We start from the raw sequence: 18244 nt of genomic DNA on the forward strand, positions 1-18244 counted from the left end.
TCGTGAGAGCGCTCTCAAAATTGAGGAAAAAATAAAACTCCGCAGAGTTTCCGATGCAGCATGAGTCGCAACAGCACTCGCGCATCAACCGTGTGAGCGCTCTCACAAATCATCTCCACTAAGATTGCCCGGGGAATCGGAAAGTGTCAACCCCCAATTTCCCTACCGTCGGGGCGTCGACGCAAGCGGCCCGGTCGCGTGCACGCAATCTGCGCGCAGGCGACCGGGCCCGGCAGCTATTAGCCTGGCTCCGCTATTTCTTGTCCAGCTGCAGGCCCACCAGCACCGGATCGTGGTCAGAGGAGCGGTACTGGTCTCCGGTGACCAGCTGGGTCACGTTGTAGTTGTAGCGGCTGTACTCGTAGCCGATGGATTCGGTCGCGTTGATGTTCCAGATGTCCTGTCCTGCCACCTTCCGCGCCAACGGCTTCGAGGCGAAGACGTGGTCTAGCGAACCGGTCAGCCCGGCAAACAGGTAGCTGCGCGAATCGGCCTTGGCGCCCAGGTCGACGTACCCGGCATCGGCCAGCACCTTGATCGGATCCTCGGCCGAGTAGGAGTTGAAGTCGCCGGCCAGCAGGATCTGGTCGGTGTTCGAGGTCTTCTTCAGCGAATCGGCGAACTCGACCAGCGCGGTGGCCTGCTCGACGCGCGCGGCGTTCCACGCGCCCTGGCCGTCGCCCTTGTCGGCATTGGCCGACCCGTCCTTGGGATCGGATCCCTTGGACTTGAAGTGGTTGGCAACCACCAGGAAGCGGGTTTTCTGATTGCCGCCCACACGCTGGAAGGCCTGGGCCATCGGGTCACGGGCGTTGTCGAAGGCCGGGTCCTGGAGGATCGTGGACTTGCCGATCAGCTTCACCGCATCGCGCTGGTAGATCATCGCCGTGCGAATCACGTCCTCGTTGGCCCGAACCACGCCGGGGCTCGGCACGTAGCTCCAGCGGTCCTCTCCGGCCGCGGCATTCAACTCGCCAACCAGGTGCGCCAGCGCGGCGTCGCGGTCCTGGCCGAAGCGCGCCGAGTTCTCGATCTCCTCAAGCACCACGACGTCGGCGTCGAACTTGTTCAGCGCCGCCACGATCTTGGACTGCTGCCGCTCCAGACTTGCCTCCGTGGCCGCGCCGCGGGCGTCGCAGCCCCCGCGCACCGTCACCGGAACACCCTGGCGGTCGTTGTAGTAGGTGCAGCCCTCGAGGCTGTCGCCGGTAGTCGTGAAGTAGTTGAGCACGTTGAAGCTGCCGACGCTCACATTGCCCCCGACGTCCTCCGGCTCGCCGCTGTCGATCTGCTCGAAGCTGACCGGGATGTCAGCATCCTGCGCACCGGTCACCTGTCCGGTCGGCTGCAGCCTCCACAGGTCGTAGCGGTAGTCCATGATCACCGGATCGGTGAAAGTCGCGGCCGCTCCCACGGTGACCCGGCGCTGCGCATCGAGGTACGGCAGCGGCACCGAGGTGTTGGAGGCGCTTGAGAAGTTCAGCGTCGCGCCGTCGTCCAGCACGATGGCCCGCTGCTCGTTCTCGGCGGCCAGCTGCAGGGCCTGGGCGCTGCCCGGGGCGAAGACGTCGGTGGGCTGGCGCAGCGTGCGCTCTCCGGGCACGATGCTGCTGGTTCCCTGCGCGAGGGTGACCTCGCCGAACTGGTTCAGCGAGTAGTTATCCGAGACAGTGAACCGACCCTGCGGGTCGACCACCATGGATTCGAAGCGCTCGCGGGCGGCATCCGAGGCCGGCAGCGCGATCGCCAGCGGCTTGACCGCTTCGGCCGGTTCGTCCAGCTGCTGCACGCCGGAGGCGCTGATCTGGGTCAGACCGAAGTATTCGGACACGGTGCCCGCGACTTCCACGTGGTCGCCCACGGCGAGCGAGGAAACCTGCCGCGGCGCGTAGATGAAGATGCCGGAGCTGCCAAGCGGCGAGATCTCCGCGCCGCTGCCCGCGGTCTGCAGGTAGAAGCCGCGGATGCCGCCTTCGGCATAGGCCCCGGTGACTACACCCTGGACCGTCACCTTTTGCCCCGCGAGAGGAGAAGCGTCGGTGGTTCCCTGGATTTCCTCGATCGAGGTGATTCCGGAGTCGTCGGCCGTGGCCGGCACGATTCCGCCAGCCGCGAGGCTGGCGCCCAGAACAGCGGCCGCAAGAGCCATGCTGGTGCGTTTGCGCATGTGATTCCCAACGTCGGTGTCGTGAGCGCGGACAGGTGACCGCGCGGTGAGCTCAGCACCGAATAAACCAGATGAACTTGAATTCGTCGTGTATTCCCCCGGGCGCACTCGGTGACAGCTCATGAATCATCCAAATGCATTACGCGCTTTACGTCCAGAGGTGATGCAAAAGATATTCACACTAATTGAACTGACCGGTCAGTTCAATTAGTCTCGTTAACGTGCTTGTTGCAGACTCGATTTCATTCCAGGGGCGCCATAGCGAACTGGTTCCGCCCACTTCCCTGAGCGTCGCGCCCGGGGAAATGCTGCTTGTCGCCGGGGAACCGCAGGGCGCGCGCACCGCGTTGGCCCTGCTGCTTTCAGGCCGGATGAAGCCCGGCGGCGGCACGGTGACCTGGGGCAGCAGCTCGCGCCTGGCCCACCTGCGCAAGCACAGCGCGGTGGTCGACTCCCCGAACATCAACGATCCCGAGGCGCACCTGAAGGTCCGGGACGTGGTCAGCGAGGACCTCTCGCTGATCCCCTCGCCGCCGTGGCGCAAGCCGAATCCCAAGAAGTGGATGGCGGAGCACGGCTACGGCGACATCGCCGGCGACTGGGTCGACGCGGTCGATCCAGTGCGCATGACCGAGATGCTCACGCAGCTGGCCGCCGAGAATCCGCAGACCAGGCTGCTGGTCGTGGATTCGCCCGACCGGCACCTGGGCGAGGACGAGGCATGGCTCGAAGCCCTGGAGCGCTTTGCCCTGTCGGACCGCCAGTTCGCCGTGGTCGCCACGGTGGCCCGGATCCCCGACAGCTGGACCGGTCCGGTGGCCTACCTCGGGGTGGCCGAATGGGCCGATGGCCTCGCATCGGATGAAGCACCTGCACCGCTCCCCGACGCCGCGCCGGAAGAAACATCCGAGGACTCCGATGACCGGATCCGGACCGGGCTGGACGAGCACGTCGAACCGTCCGAACCAGGTGAGCCTGCCGAGCCGGTTATGCCGATCGAGCCGGCCACCGCCATGGTGCCGGCCGTCGCAGAACCGCCGCACGAGCCCGCCGAATCGGAGCCCGCCGAACCCGAGCCTTCCGAACCGGTTCAAGACCCATCGGCCAGCGCGGAACCCGGAACGCCGGAAGAACAGGACACCCCCACGCCGACCCCGCGGCCGGCCAGCGACCCCAGCCAAGCAAAGGACTAACCCATGACGACACTGCGTCTGGCGCTTTCCGAACTCAAGCGCATGACCCGCGGCACGCTGCCCAAGCTCGCGCTCATCGCCATCACCTGCGTGCCGCTGCTGTACGGCGCGCTCTACCTCTACGCCAACTGGGATCCGCAGTCCAACCTGGACAATGTCACCGCCGCGGTGGTCAACCTCGATGAGGGCGCCACCGTCGACGGCAAGGAGAAGCAGGTCGGCGACACCGTGGTCGAGTCGCTGGACGAGGACGGCACCTTCAGCTGGGCCCAGCTGGACACCCGCGAAGCGGCCGAGCAGGCGGTCTCCGACGGCACCTACGCCTTCGCGATGATTCTGCCCGAGGACTTCTCCGCGGCGCTGACCTCCCCGGGGGACTTCAAGGACGCCACCCAGGCGGACATCGAGCTGCTGACCAACGACGCGAACAACTTCATGGTCAGCAACTTCGCCAAGACCCTGGCCGGCGAGGTGCGCACCTCGGTGGCCAATGAGGTCGGCACCGAAACCGCCTCCGCCATGATCGCCGGCTTCGTGGACATCCACCAGTCGATGGGCGAGGCCGCCGACGGCGCCAAGCAGGTCTACGAGGGCACCCTGTCCCTGGGCGACGGCGTGCTCACCCTGGCCGACGGCACCACCAAGCTGGTGGACGGCAGCTCCCAGCTGGCCGACGGCACGCTCGCGCTCAAGGCCGGCACCAGCTCGCTGAGCACCGGGCTGGATTCGCTGGTCGCCGGGCAGGGCAAGCTGGCCGACGGGGCCGACTCGCTCGCCTCCGGCGCCGCCGAACTCTCCGCCGGCGCAGGCAAGCTCTCCGCCGGGCTGGACACCTTGGAGTCCAAGACCGCCGCGCTGCCTGACTCGGTAAAGCGGCTGGATGACGGAGCGCACAGCGCCAAGAAGGCCGCCGACCAGCTGGCCGCCGGCTCCAAGCAGGTCGCCGACGGCAATGCCAAGCTCGCCGCCACCGCGGACGGGGCCATCGAGGTGATCGACCAGCTGCAGGTCGACGCGAAGGACCGGCTGGGCCAGGTGGAAGATGCGATGTCCCAGCGCCTGGATGCACTCGTGGCCTCCGGCGCGCTGAGCGAAGAACAGGCGGAGAAGATCGCCAAGGACCTCGCCGGCGCCGTGGACGACTCGACCGCGAGCCAGGCGGTGAAGGACGAGGCGGCGAAGGTCCGCGCCGAGCTGGGCGCCGTGCAGTCAAGCCTTGACGCGCTGGCCGGCGGCTCCCAGCAGGTGGCCGACGGCAATGCCGAGCTCGCCAAGGGCCTGGGCACCCTGTCCGCGGGCACCGGCAAGCTCAACGCCGCGGTCCCCTCCCTGGTGGAGGGCATCTCCACGGCCGCCGACGGCGGCTCCGACCTGGCGTCCGGCGCCAAGACCCTGGCTTCCGGGGCTTCGACCCTGGCCGGCGGCCAGCACGACGCGCTGGACGGCGCCACCCAGGCGGCCTCGGGAGCCGGCGAGCTGGATTCCGGCGCCGGGGCGCTGGTGGACGGCTCCGGGGCGCTGCACTCCGGGCTGGTGCAGCTCTCCGACGGCGTCGGCGAACTCTCCGACGGCACCACCCAGCTGGAGGACGGCTCGGGCGAGCTGTCCAGCGGCCTGGCGGACGGCGTGGGAAAGGTCCCCGACCCGGATGCGAAGACCAGCGACAAGCTGGCGAACGTGATCGGCGACCCGGTCTCGGTGACCCAGCAGAAGCAGGCCGAGGCGCACGCCTACGGCGAGGGGCTGGCCCCGTTCTTCATGACCCTGGCGACGTTCATCGGCGTGCTGATCCTGACCCAGGTGGTCCGCCCGATCACCACTCGCGCGCTGGCCTCCAACGGCGTGAACTGGAAGATCGCCATCGGCGGCTGGCTGCCCTTCGCCGGGCTGGCGCTGCTGCAGACCAGCCTGCTGTTCGCGGTGGTGCACTTCGGGCTCGGCCTGAACACCGCCCACCCGTGGCTGACCTGGGGCCTGTTCCTGCTCGCGGCGCTGTGCTTCAGCGCCCTGATCCAGGGCATCTACGCCCTGCTGGGCACCGCTGGCAAGTTCGTAGTGCTGGTGCTGATGGTATTGCAGCTGGTCACCGCCGGCGGCACCTTCCCCTGGGAGACGCTGCCCGAGCCGCTGCACGTGCTGCACCAGATCCTGCCGATGAGCTCGGTGGTGCTGGGCATGCGCCACCTGATGTACGGGGCGGACCTGGGCATGCTGTCGGCCATCGGCGGCGTGCTGGTTGGCTACACCCTGCTGGGCCTGGGCTGCAGCCTGCTGGCGGTGCGCCTGCACAAGACCTGGACGCTGAAGACCCTGCAGCCGGAGCTGGGCGAATGACCGGGCAGTTCGGCGCCCGTCCGCGGGTGCGCGCCACCGATTCGAAGGAGCGGCTGTTCGCCGCCTCGATGGCGCTGCTGGGCCGGCGCGGGGTCAACGCAGTGTCGGTCGACGAGATCGCCCGCGCCGCGGGAGTCTCCAAGGGCACCGTCTACTACAACTTCGGCTCCAAGGAGAAGATGATCGGCGCGCTGCTGGAGTTCGGCGCGCGCAACCTGCTGGACCAGCTGGGCCGGGACGCGGCGGTCGAGGATCCGATGGCGGCGCTGGAGGCGATGGTGCGCTCCGCGTTCGGCTTCGTGCAGGAGTACCCCTCCTACGCCCAGCTGTGGGTCAGCGAGCAGCAGCGCGGCGAAAGCCCGTGGGGCGAGCAGGTGCAGGAGTTCCGCCACCGGATCACCGACCAGATCACCGAGGCGCTGCGCCGCGCGGTGCAGGTGCCCGAGCCGCTGCTGGCCGCTTCCGCCCGCGCGATGTTCGGCGCCGCATTGCTCACCGCGCGCGAACGGTCCGACGGCGAGGCGCCGCCGGATCTGGACACCAATACACTGGCGGTGATGGCCACGGTGCACGGGCTGCGCGCGATGTCCCGGGACGCTCGCTAGGTGCGCGCCTGCGGTTCCCAGCCGCGGGTGGGCTGCAGTCCGGGCAGCGTCCCGCGGTAGAGCAGCACCCCCGGGTAGTCCTGCAGCAGCCTGCCCGCCTCGCGGGCCGCGCCCGGCAACAGCGCCCCCGGCAGCCCGTCGAGCACCAGCAGCGCCGGCTTCTCCAGCAGCGCCCGGGCCAGCAGCAGCCCGGCGCGCTGCGCGTCGTCCAGCGGTTCGCCGCCGCGGCGCAGCATGGTCGCCTCCGCGTCGGGCAGCTCGTCGACATCCAGCCCGAACAGCTGCGCCAGCCGCAGCGCCTCCTCCAGGCTTCCCTGCGGGCGCCGGTAGCGCAGCGCGCGGGCGATGGACCCGCGTTCGAGCACCATCCCTGACAGCGCGGCGCCCAGCAGCCGGCGCCGGCTGCGTTCGGGGACCAGCCCGAGGTTCCGTCCGCCCACCCAGGCCCCGTGGGGCTGGGGATCCGAGGCCAGCCCGGTGGTGGCCAGCCGGTGCAGCAGCTGCTGCGCGGCCCGGCCGCCGCCCACCTCGATGCGCTCGCCCGGACCTGCCAGCAGCGTGGGCCAGGCCCGCCCGTCCGGGCCGGCGGCCGGCTGCAGGCGCACCACGTCCGGGGTGTTGCCAGGCGCGCCCACCGGCAGCCGGGTCCCGGCGCCGGTGCCGCGCGCGGCCAACTGGGCCAGCAGCGGGGCCAGGATCCGCCGGGCGGCCTTGTAGTTCTGCCGGTATTCGACCATGCGCCCGAATTCCCCGAGCACCGCGCTGCTGATGCCCAGCAGCAGCAGTCCGCTGGTGATCGCGGAGGCCGGCAGCCCGGCGCTGGAGGCAAGGCCCACCAGCAGCACGCTGCCCATCAGCGGCACGGCCAGCGCGCTGGCGCGCAGCGCCCCGGCGAATCGCGCGCGGTGCACTGCGGCGGCTGCCATGCGACCGGCGGTGTCCTGCAGCCGGCCCACCTCGCGCCCCACGCCCCCGGCGGCCCGCACGGAGGTGGCGGCGCCCAGGGTTTCGGCGATCCGCGAGGCCAGCGCCCCGCGGCGCCGGCGCAGCACCCGGGCCGCGCCGTAGGCTCCCGGGGCCAGCACCCCGAGCAGCAGCAGTTCCAGTCCCAGCGGGATGAGCAGCGCCAGCGCCAGCGGCGGCGCGCTGAGGTACAGCCCGGCCAGCGCGAAGAGCAGCAGCGGGATGCCCGCCATGAGCGGCACGATGCCCTGAATCACCCAGTTGCGCACCGAGGAGAGGTCGTTGGTGGAGCGGGCGACGGTGATGCCCAGCCCCGGGGCCCGGTCGGCGGTCAGCGACTGCTTCAGCAGCCCGCCGCGCAGCTGCGCCACGTAGTGCTGCCCCAGCTTCTCGGCCAGCACCCGCTCGGCGAACTTGCCCAGCCCGAACGCGAGCGCCAGGCCCAGCACCAGCCAGAGCCCGGAAACGGTGAAGGCGCGGGTCAGCTGCCCGGTGAGCCAGGCCAGCAGCACCGTGAGCGCGCCCATGCCAAGCCCCAGGCCCAGCAGCCACGACAGCGCCGCCCGGCGTCCGGGGGCCCACAGGGCCGGCAGCTTGCCGCGCCGCGCCCGCTCGCCCATCCCGGTGTCCGTCTTCTCCTGCATGGCTTGCCTTCGCCGCCGCGGCTAGGAGCGCGGCAGCAGCGCCGTGGCGACCTGCGGGTCGCACAGCTCGAAGGTGTCGATGACCTGGGTGCGCAGGTTGGCGCGGGCCTCGTCGGCGGCCAGCGGGGAGGCGGTCAGGCGCCCGGAGACCGCGGCCAGGTCCAGTCCGGCGGAGAGCAGGATCTGCTCGCCGGCCAGCGCGCCCAGCGCGTCCTGGGCGCTGAACAGCACCCGGTCCACGTGCCGGGAGAAGACCGGGTCGTTCAGCAGGCGGGAGGTCTCGCCCTGGAACAATCCGTCGGCGATCTCGATGACGACCACGTCGGCGCCGGTGGCGGCCTGCTCGCGGATCATCGCCACCAGCAGGTCGCGGACCTGCTCGTAGCGCACCATGTAGGTGGTCGGGTAGCCGAAGTCGGTGAAGTCGGCCACTGACACCGCGCCGGCGTCCTTGAAGAGGTTCGGGTCGTTGCCGGCTCCGGTGCCGGTGGCCTTGCCGGCTGCAACATCCAGCCCGGCATTGGTCAGCCCGTTGACCAGGCAGCCCAGGGTGGTGGACTTGCCCGAGTTCATCGAGGTGCCCAGCACCGCGATGACCGGCACGCCGGTCCGGGCCGGCTGCGCGCTCGCGCCGGCCGAGGGGGTGTGCACCTGCAGCGGGGCGAAGTCGGCCAGGTTCACGACCTGCCCGTCGCGGGCCAGCAGGCCCACCGGCTCCAGCTCGGTGGCGGCGTCGATCGAGGCGTGCATGGATTCCACGCGGCTTGCCACGCCGCCGCCGGCCACCAGCTGGCACGGGCCGAGGTCCAGCGGCACGTGGGCCAGGAACTGGTCAGGGGCGTAGCGGTCGCCGTAGGCCACCAGCACCAGCTGGCCGATGAACAGCTTCTGGCGGCGGCCCTCGGCCGACTGCAGCGCGGTGTGCTGGCCGATCTCGGTCACGCGGGCCACCACCACGTCTCCGGCGGCAGGGGCCAGCGCGGCGCCGCCCAGAAGATGGAAGTCGCCCGGGTTGCGCTGCAGCTGCGCGCCGACGAAGCGGGTGGTGTAGGCGGTGCGGATGGCGGCCACGGTGCGGGCGCCCAGCTCCTGGCGGTCGCTCGACGGCGCGGCCGACGGGGTTGGGTGCTCTTCGATGATTGGTGCAATACCCATGGCGGGTTCTCCTTGCTCGCTTTCCACGGGGATCCTGCGCCCCGCGGCCGGCCGTTCGGCTCGACTATTTACAGTGAAGTCGCACAGGGTTAACCGAACGTGGACATCCGATGAGATCGTCAGGAGAATCCCGTGAGGGTTTTCTCATCTTGGGCCGCAGGCGTCCGACCCGCGGATTGCCCGGGCTTCATGGGCGCGGAACGGCGAAGTGGGTGACCTTCGCGTCGCGCGCGTCCAAATGCGAATAGGGGTGGCCGGTCTCCAGCACCGTGGTGCCCAGGGTCGGGTAGTTCATCGCCAGCTCGTAGACCGCTTCCTCGTCGGAGTCGGCCGAGGCCAGGCGCAGCGCCAGCTCCTGCAGCACCGGCTGGTGCCCGATGACCAGCAGCGTGCCCACGGTGTCCGGCACCTCGTTGATGATCGAGCACAGCGCGGAGACCGAGGCGGTATATATGCGCGAGTCGATGTACGGGGTCGGGCCCTTCTCCCCCAGCTCGGAGAGCACCCAGGCGCAGGTCGCCCGGGTGCGCAGCGCGTCGGAGCAGATGATGTAGTCCGGGATGAGGTCGTTCTCCACGAGCCAGGCCCCGGCGGCGGGGGCTTCGCGGTTCCCGCGCGAGGCCAGCGGGCGCTCGTGGTCGGGCACGCCCAGCGGGTAGTCCGCCTTGGCATGGCGCATCAGGATCAGGCGGCGGGTCTGGGCAGCATTCATAGTCCCCAGCTTAAGACAAGCGCGGCGGGCACACCCAATGGTTTGCCCGCCGCGCCGCCGGTTCGTCCCGCCCAGGGACGCCGACTCCGAAGACTAGATGGAGTATTCCGGCGCCGCCCAGACAACGACCTCCGGGTGCTCGTAGAAACGGTAGCCCTGGCCGCGCACGGTGCGCACAGTGTTCGCCAGACGGCCCAGCTTCGAGCGCAGGCGGCGGATGTGCACGTCGATGGTGCGCTCGTTGGGCACCTCGTCGGCATTGCGCCACAGGTTTTCCAGCAGCTCCTCGCGGCCCACGGTGCGGGTGCCGTTCTCCACCAGGAAGTTCAGCAGCTCGAATTCCTTGAAGGTCAGGTTCAGGGTCTCGCCGTCCAGGTAGACCTCGCGGCGCGAAAGGTCGATCAGCACGCCCGACGGACGCGGGGTGCTCGGGCGCGCCTCGGCGCGCGGGCGGCGGGAGAGGGTCGGATCGCCCAGCGCCTGGCGCACGACGTCGATCGGCTCGCCCTGGGCGCTGGTCGGTGCCAGTGCCACGGCCGCGTGGGTCTGGGCCTGCGGCGACAGGGTCGCCAGGAAGGCGCGCACCTGGGTGGCCAGCTTGCCCAGCGAGGTGCCCTGGGCCTGGGCTGCCGCTTCGTCCAGGCCTACATACAGCACGAAGCCGCGGGCCGAGGTGTCAGCGCTCTGGGCTCCTGCTGACTGGACAGGTGCGGCGGCAGGCTGATGCATTGGTTCGCGGGTCTCATGCACGTTGGAAACGGCGCGCAGCGGGCGATAGCCTGCCGGGGCATAGCTTCCTGCGGCCGCGCGCTGCGCCGCCGCTGCCCGGTTCTGGGCATTGCGAATTGAAACGTGAACGTATCCGGATCCTGCCGACATATTGCTTTTCCTCTATGTGTGCGAAGGCCAAGTGATTTGGCGCTGATGCTTCGGGTTTTGCTTGCGCTGCCAGCGGCCTTCGTCCACCAGCAGCAGTTGGGTTTCCCGTCAACGGCTGCCCGTGAACCGAATTCCAGTAACTCAGAAATTCGATGCGGTGCCGCTGACGCCGAGCATTCGACAACAGCAAAGGGAGGCCAGCGGCGATGTCCCGCCGGGGTTCCATTTACTGCTCTGCGCCTTACTCACACCTCTAGTTTCCTCGTAACATTGGGAACTTGCAAGTAACAATAAGCACCCATGTCCACGATGTGAGACGGATGCGTCCGAAAGTGACGTGCGCCACTTTAGGCAAAACATGGCGATCTAAGCGCTTAACTACTCAATATGTTCAGGATTTTTTGGATCAATGCGCAGTATGCCTACCCTATGCAGAGGTCTGAATATTCATTCATTGACATTCGATGTTCACACTTCAAACATTCGCCGTTCTGCACCCTTGACCAAATTAAGCACTATCTGATTGCAAATATCTCGCATAAAATCGTCATGTGGACATAGCTTCTGCACAGGTAAATCATAAAGTCAGCCCAAGGCAATAGGGGATGCTCTTAAATATGAACGATTCCCGATTCTCTCCCGCCCAGCTTCCACGTCTCACCCATCCGGACGGCACGCCGATCAAGGTACTGGTGGTTGACGACGAGCCATCGCTCGCCGAACTGGTAGCCATGGGAACCCGCATGCTCGGGTGGGAAGCGACCATGGCCCATGACGGCCCCGAAGCCGTCGCCACCGCACGTTCCTTCACCCCTGACGTCCTGGTCTTGGACTGGATGCTGCCGGGCTTCGACGGTCCCGAGGTGCTGCGCAAGGTCCGTACCCACCTGCCCGACGTCCCGGTGCTGTTCCTGACCGCCAAGGATGCAGTCGAGGACCGCATTGAAGGCCTGGGCGCCGGCGCCGACGACTACGTCGCCAAGCCCTTCAGCCTGGAGGAGGTGCTGATCCGCCTGCACCGCCTGGTCGAGCGCTCCGGAGCCACCACCGCAGATACCGCGGAGCTGGTGGTCGGCGACCTGGTGCTGAATCTCGACTCCCACGACGTCTCCCGCGCCGGACGCGAGATCCAGCTGACCGCCACCGAGTTCGACCTGCTTTCCTACCTGATGAACAACGCGCGCCGCGTGGTGTCCAAGTCGCAGATCCTTGACAATGTCTGGCACTACGACTTCGACGGCCAGGCGAACATCGTTGAACTGTACATTTCCTACCTGCGCAAGAAGATCGACGTCGACGCCGAACCGATGATTCACACCGTGCGCGGCGTGGGATACGTTTTGAAGCCCGCTGCATGAGCATGTTCACCACCACCCCGAAGGTGAGTTCTCCGCATGCGCTGCAGCGCAAGCTGATGATCATCCTTCTCACGTCGGTCACGGCAGTCTCCGCGCTGCTCGGGCTGCTCTACAACGCCGGCATGCGCCAGACGCTCATGGACCAGCTCGGCGACCAGCTCAAGCTGACCACCGAGCGCGCCCTGAACTACTCGCAGGAAGCCGGCAACGGCCGGATCGAGGCCCCCGGCCAGTCCGCCGGCACGCTCACCGCGCGCTTCGACCGGCTGGTCTTCGTCGGCGGCGTGCTGGACAAGAAGACCGGTGAATTCAAGCAGCTGGGCCAGCAGGACGCCATCCCGATGGTGCAGCTGCCGGTCAGCGACCTGCACACCCCCGGAGCATTCCACCCGCGCCGCGCAAACCTGACGGTTGGCGACTACTACCTGGTCGCGGTGCAGGACGCCGGCACCAACACCGTGCTGGTGGTCGGCCTGCCGCTGTCCGACACCGACGTGGCGTTGCGCGAAATGGCCTGGCTGACGCTGTTCATCGCGATGATCCTGATCGTCGGCGCGGGCCTGGCCGGTTCCTGGCTGATCAGCCGCTCGCTGGCTCCGCTCAAGCGCGTGGCGGGGGTGGCGGCCTCGGTGGCCGACACCGACCTGGATTCGGGCAAGGTCGAGCTGACCCAGCGCGTGGCCGAGGAGGACGCGACCCCGGGCACCGAGGTCGGCAACGTGGGCTACGCCCTGAACGCGATGATCGACAACGTCTCCACGGCGCTGACCGCCCGCGAGAAGTCGCAGGCGCAGATGCGCCAGTTCGTCGCCGACGCCTCGCACGAGCTGCGCACCCCGCTGTCCTCCATCCGCGGCTACACCGAGCTGCTCGCCGCGACCGAGCACTTCTCCCCCGACGGGCAGCGTTCGGTGGAGCGGGTGCTGCAGCAGAGCCACCGCATGGGCTCGCTGGTGGAGAACCTGCTGCTGCTGGCCCGGCTGGACGAGGCGAACGCCTTCCGCCGCACCAAGCTGGATCTGGGGTTGCTCACCGCCGACATCACCGAGGACTTCAAGGTCACCGCGGACGACCACATCTGGGAGTTCGACTGCCAGGACCCGCAGACCTTCGTCTACGCCGACTCCTCCTCGCTGCGCCGGGTGATCACGAACCTGCTGGCCAACGCCCGCAAGCACACCAGCCCGGGCAACACCGTGACCGCCACGGTCCGCCAGGACCCGGACACCAACGAGGCGGTGCTGCTGGTGCACGACACCGGCGAAGGCATCGACGCGGATTTCCTGCCCACGGTCTTCGAGCGCTTCACCCGCGCGGACAAGGCCCGCTCCGGCTCGGACGGCACCACCGGCCTGGGCCTGCCGATCGCCAAGAGCATCGTGGAAGCCCATGGCGGCAGCATCTCGGTGCGCTCGGTCCCCGGGGACACCGTCTTCGAGGTCAGGCTCCCGCTCATCGACCAGGACGCCGAACCCGCCGGCTCATCCGGACGTTCCCCCAAGGCCTCGGTCTAGCCCAGTGGCAGGAGCGAATCGGGGATTGAGAAAGGGGCTGCCCGCACCAGTGGTGCGGGCAGCCCCTTTCGCGTTGTCCGGCGGAGAACCGCCGGCGCCGGAAAACTAGGCGATCGGCGGGGTGACGCCGTACAAGCGGTCGCCGGCATCTCCCAGGCCCGGGATGATGTAGGACTTATCGTCCAGCTTCTCGTCCAGCGAGGCCAGCACCACGTGCACGCGGTCGTCGTCGCCGTGGATCGACTTCAGGCGTTCGACGCCCTCCGGCGCGGCGATCAGGCAGATGCAGGTCACCGAGCTGGCGCCGCGCTCGAAGATGAACTTGATGGCCTCGGCCAGGGTGCCGCCGGTGGCCAGCATCGGATCCAGCACGAACACCTGGCGTCCGGACAGGTCGTTCGGAACGCGGTCGGCGTAGGTGATGATGTCCAGGGTTTCCTCGTTGCGGGCCATGCCCAGGAAGCCGACCTCAGCGGTCGGCACCAGGCGTGTCATGCCTTCGAGCATGCCCAGGCCTGCGCGCAGGATCGGGACGACGAGCGGGGTCGGCTTGGCGATGGTGGTACCGGTGGTGACCGCGACCGGGGTGACGACCTCGACCTGCTCGGTCTTCACCTCGCGGGTGGCCTCGTAGGCCAGCAGGGTGACCAGTTCATCGGTCAGCTGGCGGAAAATCGAGGACGGGGTGTTCTTGTCACGAAGAACTGAGACCTTGTGTGCCACCAACGGGTGGTCGACTACCTGTACGCGCATGCATCAAAATCTATCAGCCCGGCCTTTGCCCGATCGAGGAATTCCGGCAATTCCCCGACGGAAATCCGGATTATGTGCCCAAGCGAACAGTAAAACCGCCCGCCGTCCCCGGCGGCGGCACCCGAACACGTATGGTTGGAGCACTATGAACCGTGAACACGAAGCCTGGATGGACCTCGCGCTGGACGAGGCCCGGGCCGCCTTGGCCACCGACGACGTCCCCATCGGCGCGGTGGTCATCTCCCCCGACGGAAAGCTGCTGTCCACCGGCCGCAATGAACGCGAAGCCCTGAAGGACCCCACCGCCCACGCCGAGGTCGTCGCCATCCGCAACGCGGTCTCCGCCCTGGCCGCGCGCGGCGAGGACGACGGCTGGCGCTTGGAGGACTGCACCCTGGTGGTCACGCTGGAACCCTGCGCGATGTGCGCCGGAGCGATCGTGCTCGCGCGCATCCCGCGGGTGGTGTTCGGCGCCTGGGACGAGAAGGCCGGGGCCTGCGGCTCGGTGTTCGACATCGTGCGCGAACCGCGGCTGAACCACTGGGTCGAGGTCTATCCCCGCGTCAGGGAGCAGGAATGCGCCGGCCTGCTGCGCGACTTCTTCAGATCCAAGCGCTGAGCCGCAGCCGGGAAAACTGTGTTTCGGGCCACTTGCGCCCGATTGGAGCCCCTTCGTTTTGGCATTCGCCAGATGTTCGTTATAGAGTTATCAGGTCTGGTGACGTGTCCGAGCGGCCGAAGGTGCAACACTCGAAATGTTGTGTACGGTAACCCCGTACCGTGGGTTCAAATCCCACCGTCACCGCCAATGAAAACCCCTAGTTAGCTAGGGGTTTTCTTCTTTTAACGATCCGACGCTGCGCACCGGGTGCGGGCGCGTCGTCCAGTGGAAGGTCGCCGTGGCATGTCCCTCATGCATGGCGAGAACGGCTTCCACCACCACGCCGGCCCGCACGCTTGCGCCCAGGAAACCTCAGTCTGAGGTGTCCTTTGTGAGCATCGCGTAAGCAGGACGAAATACACCACTAGCCTGCCGGGGCTGCCGGACGGGCTACGCACGCGTGCCCTCAGGAGCCCGGGTGCAGAACCCAGTCCTCCTCCGGCTGGATGAGGCAAGGGGCTCATCGGGTCGGAGAAGGAACAGGCATTGCCTACTGGGCCCGAAACACCTCCACACGCCGACCAGCTCCCGCCTCAATACGCAGGATCCTGTTTTTCTTTGGCAACGGCAGGACTTGAACACTAAGTTTCCCCGACACCCCCTAACCCTGTTCACCCTTCCCAGAATGCCAGGGCGATAATCTGTGGCGTCGAACTGAACCGTGCACCGAACAATCGAGGCACGCAGATGGATTGCTTTACTCTGCAACCAGTTGTCGCAAGCCGATATCGTAGACACAACGGATGCTGTCGCGGATGGCACAAGCGTCAATATTGCGCAGCAGACAACCGAATTTCGGCGAATGCCTAATAAATGCCCTCGTGTCCATGCTTACCACATACTGGTCGGTACGCTATCGTTCATAAAGTGCATCTCAGTCCAGATGCTGAACGAAGTCACTCGATCCACTAGGAGGAAGTTATGGGTTTCATTGGTTGGATTGTTTTGGGCCTCATCGCCGGTGCGATTGCTAAGGCGATCAAGCCAGGCGAGCAGGGTGGCGGCTGGATCGCCACGTTGCTCCTCGGCGTTGTCGGCGCCGTCATTGGTGGCTGGATTGGTTCCGCGGCATTCGGTGTCGGAGTGAACGAATTCTGGTCGCTTTCGACGTGGTTGCTGGCCATCGGTGGTTCGCTGCTCGTCCTCATTATTTGGGGACTGCTTACGCGTAAACGGGCCTAGCCTGCACGACAAGGACAGGGGTCCTACTTTGCGAAGTAGGACCCCTGCTCCATTGATCGCTCTCCACCAACTCAGGATTGGCTCTTCAATGCCACTTTCGCCGGCCGGCACGGTCACGGGGAGGGTCTTGGCTTTCAAGCATGCTCGCGGCCCATATGCACGAGAAGAGGCATCTTTGGCATTCGGTTGGGGGGCAAATTAGAAAGCTGGTCTCTGCCGCCATCACAGCACCAGAGACCAGCCGAAGAAGTGGTAGATCACCGTATCCCCCCAGATATCAGTCGCCTGCACAGAGGCCTCTGCGCGCCTACGTGGCACGGCACTTCTTGCAATGAGATTACCTGCGTCTGGATGGTTGGCCATGGGCAATCCCATTCTCCGCAGATGCGTGATGCTGGTTGTTTTGGCGAAAATCGAAATCCTTTCCGGTCGAAGATCGCTAGCCTGCTGACTTTTCCACTTCCTGAAAATCCAAAATGAAACGGATGGGGAAGCAAGTATCGACGGTGGGGATTTCCCGCCAGTGCGCCTCAGTTTAGATCGCGTCAAGTATCGACTTCTTCCGCTCGGGAAGGTCGGAGGCCGCTGTTGTTCCGCCGTAGATATGATGATGGTGCCTTTCGCATCGTCGTGCTTGAGCCATATGTCGCAGCCAGCGATACCCGCAAGACGAATCGCGGACCAAACGCCACGGCGAACCAAAAACCCCGGCGGACCGGTCGCATCCAAACGGCCCGTGGCCACCGCGCCCGGGAGATGCCATTCGGTTGCCGCGCGGTTCCATCCGCGCGCACTATCTGCAGATCAACAACATTTCAGAAGGATCGTATCCATGGGCATCGAACCCGGAATCTATGAGCATTTCAAGGGACAGCGCTACGAGGTGCTCGCCGTGGGCAGGCACAGCGAGACCGAGGAGCAGTTGGTCTTCTACCGCACGCTCTACGGCGACTACAGCTTCTGGGCCCGCCCGCTGGAGATGTTCGACGACCTCGTCGAGCGCGGGGACTACGAGGGCCCCCGCTTCCGACGCATCGCCTAGCCGATCTGGTGTTCCTGAATCTGGGTTTCCAGCGAGGCGCCGTTGAGCTCCAGGTAAAGCTGGCCCTCGGTGACCGACAGGGACATGATGTTGCGGCGGGTCAGCTCTGCCGCGGCAGCGTCGACGAACTTCGAGTCGAAGGAACGCACCACGATGTCCTCGGCACGGTGGATGGTTTTCCCGCTCCAGGAGGCCAGCAGCCGCTGCGGGTCGCGGTGGGAGTAGACGGCCGCACGGTCCGCCAGCTTGCTGCCGGCGTGCAGGCGCTGCGCGTCAGGCGCGCCGACCTCGATCCAGGCGGTGGTCAGGCCCGTGAGGTCCTTGACCAGCACGGCCGGCTCCTCGCCGTTGGACACCCCGGCCGCGGCGAAGGCGATGCCGTCCTCGAATTCCAGGCAGTACGCCAGCACCCGGGTGACCAAGTAGGCGTCGGTTTCCGAAGGGTGCTGCGCCACGCGCAGGGACAGTTCCTCGTACACCCCTCGATCCATGTCGGAGAGCTGGATGTCAAAGGTCCGTATAGTTGCGCCAATAGCCATGGTTCACGATTTTACCGGCCGGCGGCCGGCGGCAGCGCCTCCAGGGATGCAATCCACGGCAGGAACAACGCGACCGCGTCGGGCATAAAGCGCCAGCGCTCGGCGTCGACCTGGGCGAGCAGCTCGGAAACCTCCATCCATTCCCCGCCCAGCACCTCCGCGGCCTGCAGTTCCAGCGGGCCGGGAGCGATCGTCCAATAGCGGAACGCGCGGTACCTGGCGTGCGCGTCGGCGTAGTCCGCCTGGCCCAGGCTCACCAGCTGGCCGCGCACCCCGAGCTCCTCGGCCGCCTCCCGGCGCGCTGAGTCGAACGGGTCCTCCCCGGCCGGGATGACCCCGCCCGCGGTGAAGTCGAACAATCCGGGGTACAGGTCCTTGCTCCAGGTCCGCTGGTGGACGTAGACCTGTCTCTGCGGGTTGAACACCACGATTCCGGTGGCGCCGTGGCGCAGGTTCTCCGTCCGCACCCGGGACCGCGGGGCCCGGCCGATGACGGCTCCCTGCCCGCTGTACAGCGCCGCCTGCTCTTCCATGAGTCCAGCC

General features: G+C 67.2%; 16 protein-coding genes and 1 tRNA gene. 9 read left to right on the top strand and 8 right to left on the bottom strand.

All coding sequences use genetic code 11. From position 1 onward, the window contains the following. Window positions 1-253 precede the first annotated feature (253 nt). Window positions 254-2167 carry an ExeM/NucH family extracellular endonuclease gene (locus tag DFO58_RS13790; RefSeq protein ID WP_120991443.1) on the bottom strand — a complete coding sequence of 638 codons (1914 nt, stop codon included), beginning with the start codon at window positions 2165-2167 and terminating at the stop codon, window positions 254-256. Between the two features lie 221 nt (window positions 2168-2388). On the opposite strand from DFO58_RS13790, the gene DFO58_RS18565 reads away from it, so the two are divergent. The 3 genes from DFO58_RS18565 to DFO58_RS13805 are packed head-to-tail and all read left to right on the top strand — an operon-like array spanning window position 2389 to window position 6299. Beyond that, window positions 2389-3360, top strand: coding sequence for an ABC transporter ATP-binding protein (locus DFO58_RS18565; RefSeq protein ID WP_181728145.1), 972 nt, complete (start codon window positions 2389-2391; stop codon window positions 3358-3360). 3 nt (window positions 3361-3363) lie between these two features. Beyond that, window positions 3364-5694, top strand: a complete 2331-nt coding sequence (locus tag DFO58_RS13800) for a YhgE/Pip domain-containing protein (RefSeq protein WP_120991444.1) — start codon at window positions 3364-3366, stop codon at window positions 5692-5694. Beyond that, window positions 5691-6299, top strand: a complete 609-nt coding sequence (locus DFO58_RS13805; protein WP_120991445.1) for a TetR/AcrR family transcriptional regulator — start codon at window positions 5691-5693, stop codon at window positions 6297-6299. Before DFO58_RS13800 ends, DFO58_RS13805 begins: the two co-directional genes overlap by 4 nt. Here the strand turns inward: DFO58_RS13805 and DFO58_RS13810 are convergent. From DFO58_RS13810 to DFO58_RS13825, 4 genes are all read right to left on the bottom strand, one after another. Beyond that, the gene (locus tag DFO58_RS13810; protein ID WP_113607686.1) at window positions 6296-7906 is read right to left on the bottom strand and encodes an ABC transporter ATP-binding protein/permease; all 1611 of its coding nucleotides are present in this window, start codon (window positions 7904-7906) and stop codon (window positions 6296-6298) included. The two genes, DFO58_RS13805 and DFO58_RS13810, sit on opposite strands and share 4 nt — an antisense overlap. Before the next feature lie 21 nt (window positions 7907-7927). After that, window positions 7928-9061 carry a DUF1611 domain-containing protein gene (locus tag DFO58_RS13815; RefSeq protein WP_286163613.1) on the bottom strand — a complete coding sequence of 378 codons (1134 nt, stop codon included), beginning with the start codon at window positions 9059-9061 and terminating at the stop codon, window positions 7928-7930. A 187-nt stretch (window positions 9062-9248) separates the two neighbouring features. Next, window positions 9249-9773, bottom strand: coding sequence for a histidine phosphatase family protein (locus tag DFO58_RS13820; RefSeq protein ID WP_120991446.1), 525 nt, complete (start codon window positions 9771-9773; stop codon window positions 9249-9251). Between the two features lie 93 nt (window positions 9774-9866). After that, a complete protein-coding gene (locus DFO58_RS13825) occupies window positions 9867-10652 on the bottom strand; it encodes a winged helix-turn-helix domain-containing protein (RefSeq protein WP_047117976.1) in 786 nt (261 codons plus the stop codon). A gap of 617 nt (window positions 10653-11269) precedes the next feature. On the opposite strand from DFO58_RS13825, the gene DFO58_RS13830 reads away from it, so the two are divergent. Together DFO58_RS13830 and DFO58_RS13835 are read left to right on the top strand one after the other, a co-directional pair. Further along, the gene (locus DFO58_RS13830) at window positions 11270-12010 is read left to right on the top strand and encodes a response regulator transcription factor (RefSeq protein WP_047117977.1); all 741 of its coding nucleotides are present in this window, start codon (window positions 11270-11272) and stop codon (window positions 12008-12010) included. Continuing rightward, window positions 12007-13524 (top strand): HAMP domain-containing sensor histidine kinase, encoded by a 1518-nt coding sequence (locus DFO58_RS13835; RefSeq protein WP_120991447.1) that lies wholly within the window; start codon window positions 12007-12009, stop codon window positions 13522-13524. The genes DFO58_RS13830 and DFO58_RS13835 overlap by 4 nt, the downstream gene beginning before the upstream one ends. Window positions 13525-13629: 105 nt before the next feature. On the opposite strand, the gene upp is transcribed toward DFO58_RS13835, so the two are convergent. Continuing rightward, window positions 13630-14277, bottom strand: a complete 648-nt coding sequence (gene upp, locus DFO58_RS13840; RefSeq protein ID WP_053797341.1) for a uracil phosphoribosyltransferase — start codon at window positions 14275-14277, stop codon at window positions 13630-13632. Window positions 14278-14422: 145 nt separating this feature from the next. Between upp and tadA the strand changes: the two genes are divergently transcribed. The 4 genes from tadA (at window position 14423) to DFO58_RS13860 (ending at window position 17162) form a co-directional block, all read left to right on the top strand. Then, window positions 14423-14896, top strand: a complete 474-nt coding sequence (gene tadA, locus DFO58_RS13845) for a tRNA adenosine(34) deaminase TadA (RefSeq protein WP_120991448.1) — start codon at window positions 14423-14425, stop codon at window positions 14894-14896. Window positions 14897-14994: 98 nt separating this feature from the next. Then, a tRNA-Ser gene (locus tag DFO58_RS13850) sits at window positions 14995-15085 on the top strand. Between the two features lie 774 nt (window positions 15086-15859). Continuing rightward, the gene (locus DFO58_RS13855) at window positions 15860-16120 is read left to right on the top strand and encodes a GlsB/YeaQ/YmgE family stress response membrane protein (protein ID WP_047117981.1); all 261 of its coding nucleotides are present in this window, start codon (window positions 15860-15862) and stop codon (window positions 16118-16120) included. 832 nt (window positions 16121-16952) lie between these two features. Beyond that, window positions 16953-17162, top strand: coding sequence for a DUF1653 domain-containing protein (locus tag DFO58_RS13860; protein WP_047117982.1), 210 nt, complete (start codon window positions 16953-16955; stop codon window positions 17160-17162). Here the strand turns inward: DFO58_RS13860 and DFO58_RS13865 are convergent. Further along, window positions 17159-17701 (bottom strand): YaeQ family protein, encoded by a 543-nt coding sequence (locus tag DFO58_RS13865; protein ID WP_120991449.1) that lies wholly within the window; start codon window positions 17699-17701, stop codon window positions 17159-17161. The two genes, DFO58_RS13860 and DFO58_RS13865, sit on opposite strands and share 4 nt — an antisense overlap. A gap of 11 nt (window positions 17702-17712) precedes the next feature. Next, complete coding sequence (locus tag DFO58_RS13870; RefSeq protein WP_120991450.1) at window positions 17713-18234, bottom strand: NUDIX domain-containing protein; 522 nt, start codon at window positions 18232-18234, stop codon at window positions 17713-17715. Window positions 18235-18244 lie beyond the last annotated feature (10 nt).

This window comes from Arthrobacter sp. AG1021, from assembly GCF_003633665.1.
Classification (GTDB): domain Bacteria; phylum Actinomycetota; class Actinomycetes; order Actinomycetales; family Micrococcaceae; genus Glutamicibacter; species Glutamicibacter soli.

Bases quoted from the DNA above. Each gene is read 5' to 3' on its own strand.
- DFO58_RS13790 (WP_120991443.1), bottom strand. From the start codon at position 2,167: ATGCGCAAACGCACCAGCATGGCTCTTGCGGCCGCTGTTCTGGGCGCC.
- DFO58_RS13800 (WP_120991444.1), top strand. From the start codon at position 3,364: ATGACGACACTGCGTCTGGCGCTTTCCGAACTCAAGCGCATGACCCGC.
- DFO58_RS13805 (WP_120991445.1), top strand. From the start codon at position 5,691: ATGACCGGGCAGTTCGGCGCCCGTCCGCGGGTGCGCGCCACCGATTCG.
- DFO58_RS13810 (WP_113607686.1), bottom strand. From the start codon at position 7,906: ATGCAGGAGAAGACGGACACCGGGATGGGCGAGCGGGCGCGGCGCGGC.
- DFO58_RS13815 (WP_286163613.1), bottom strand. From the start codon at position 9,061: ATGGGTATTGCACCAATCATCGAAGAGCACCCAACCCCGTCGGCCGCG.
- DFO58_RS13820 (WP_120991446.1), bottom strand. From the start codon at position 9,773: ATGAATGCTGCCCAGACCCGCCGCCTGATCCTGATGCGCCATGCCAAG.
- DFO58_RS13825 (WP_047117976.1), bottom strand. From the start codon at position 10,652: ATGTCGGCAGGATCCGGATACGTTCACGTTTCAATTCGCAATGCCCAG.
- DFO58_RS13830 (WP_047117977.1), top strand. From the start codon at position 11,270: ATGAACGATTCCCGATTCTCTCCCGCCCAGCTTCCACGTCTCACCCAT.
- DFO58_RS13835 (WP_120991447.1), top strand. From the start codon at position 12,007: ATGAGCATGTTCACCACCACCCCGAAGGTGAGTTCTCCGCATGCGCTG.
- upp (WP_053797341.1), bottom strand. From the start codon at position 14,277: ATGCGCGTACAGGTAGTCGACCACCCGTTGGTGGCACACAAGGTCTCA.
- tadA (WP_120991448.1), top strand. From the start codon at position 14,423: ATGAACCGTGAACACGAAGCCTGGATGGACCTCGCGCTGGACGAGGCC.
- DFO58_RS13855 (WP_047117981.1), top strand. From the start codon at position 15,860: ATGGGTTTCATTGGTTGGATTGTTTTGGGCCTCATCGCCGGTGCGATT.
- DFO58_RS13860 (WP_047117982.1), top strand. From the start codon at position 16,953: ATGGGCATCGAACCCGGAATCTATGAGCATTTCAAGGGACAGCGCTAC.
- DFO58_RS13865 (WP_120991449.1), bottom strand. From the start codon at position 17,701: ATGGCTATTGGCGCAACTATACGGACCTTTGACATCCAGCTCTCCGAC.
- DFO58_RS13870 (WP_120991450.1), bottom strand. From the start codon at position 18,234: ATGGAAGAGCAGGCGGCGCTGTACAGCGGGCAGGGAGCCGTCATCGGC.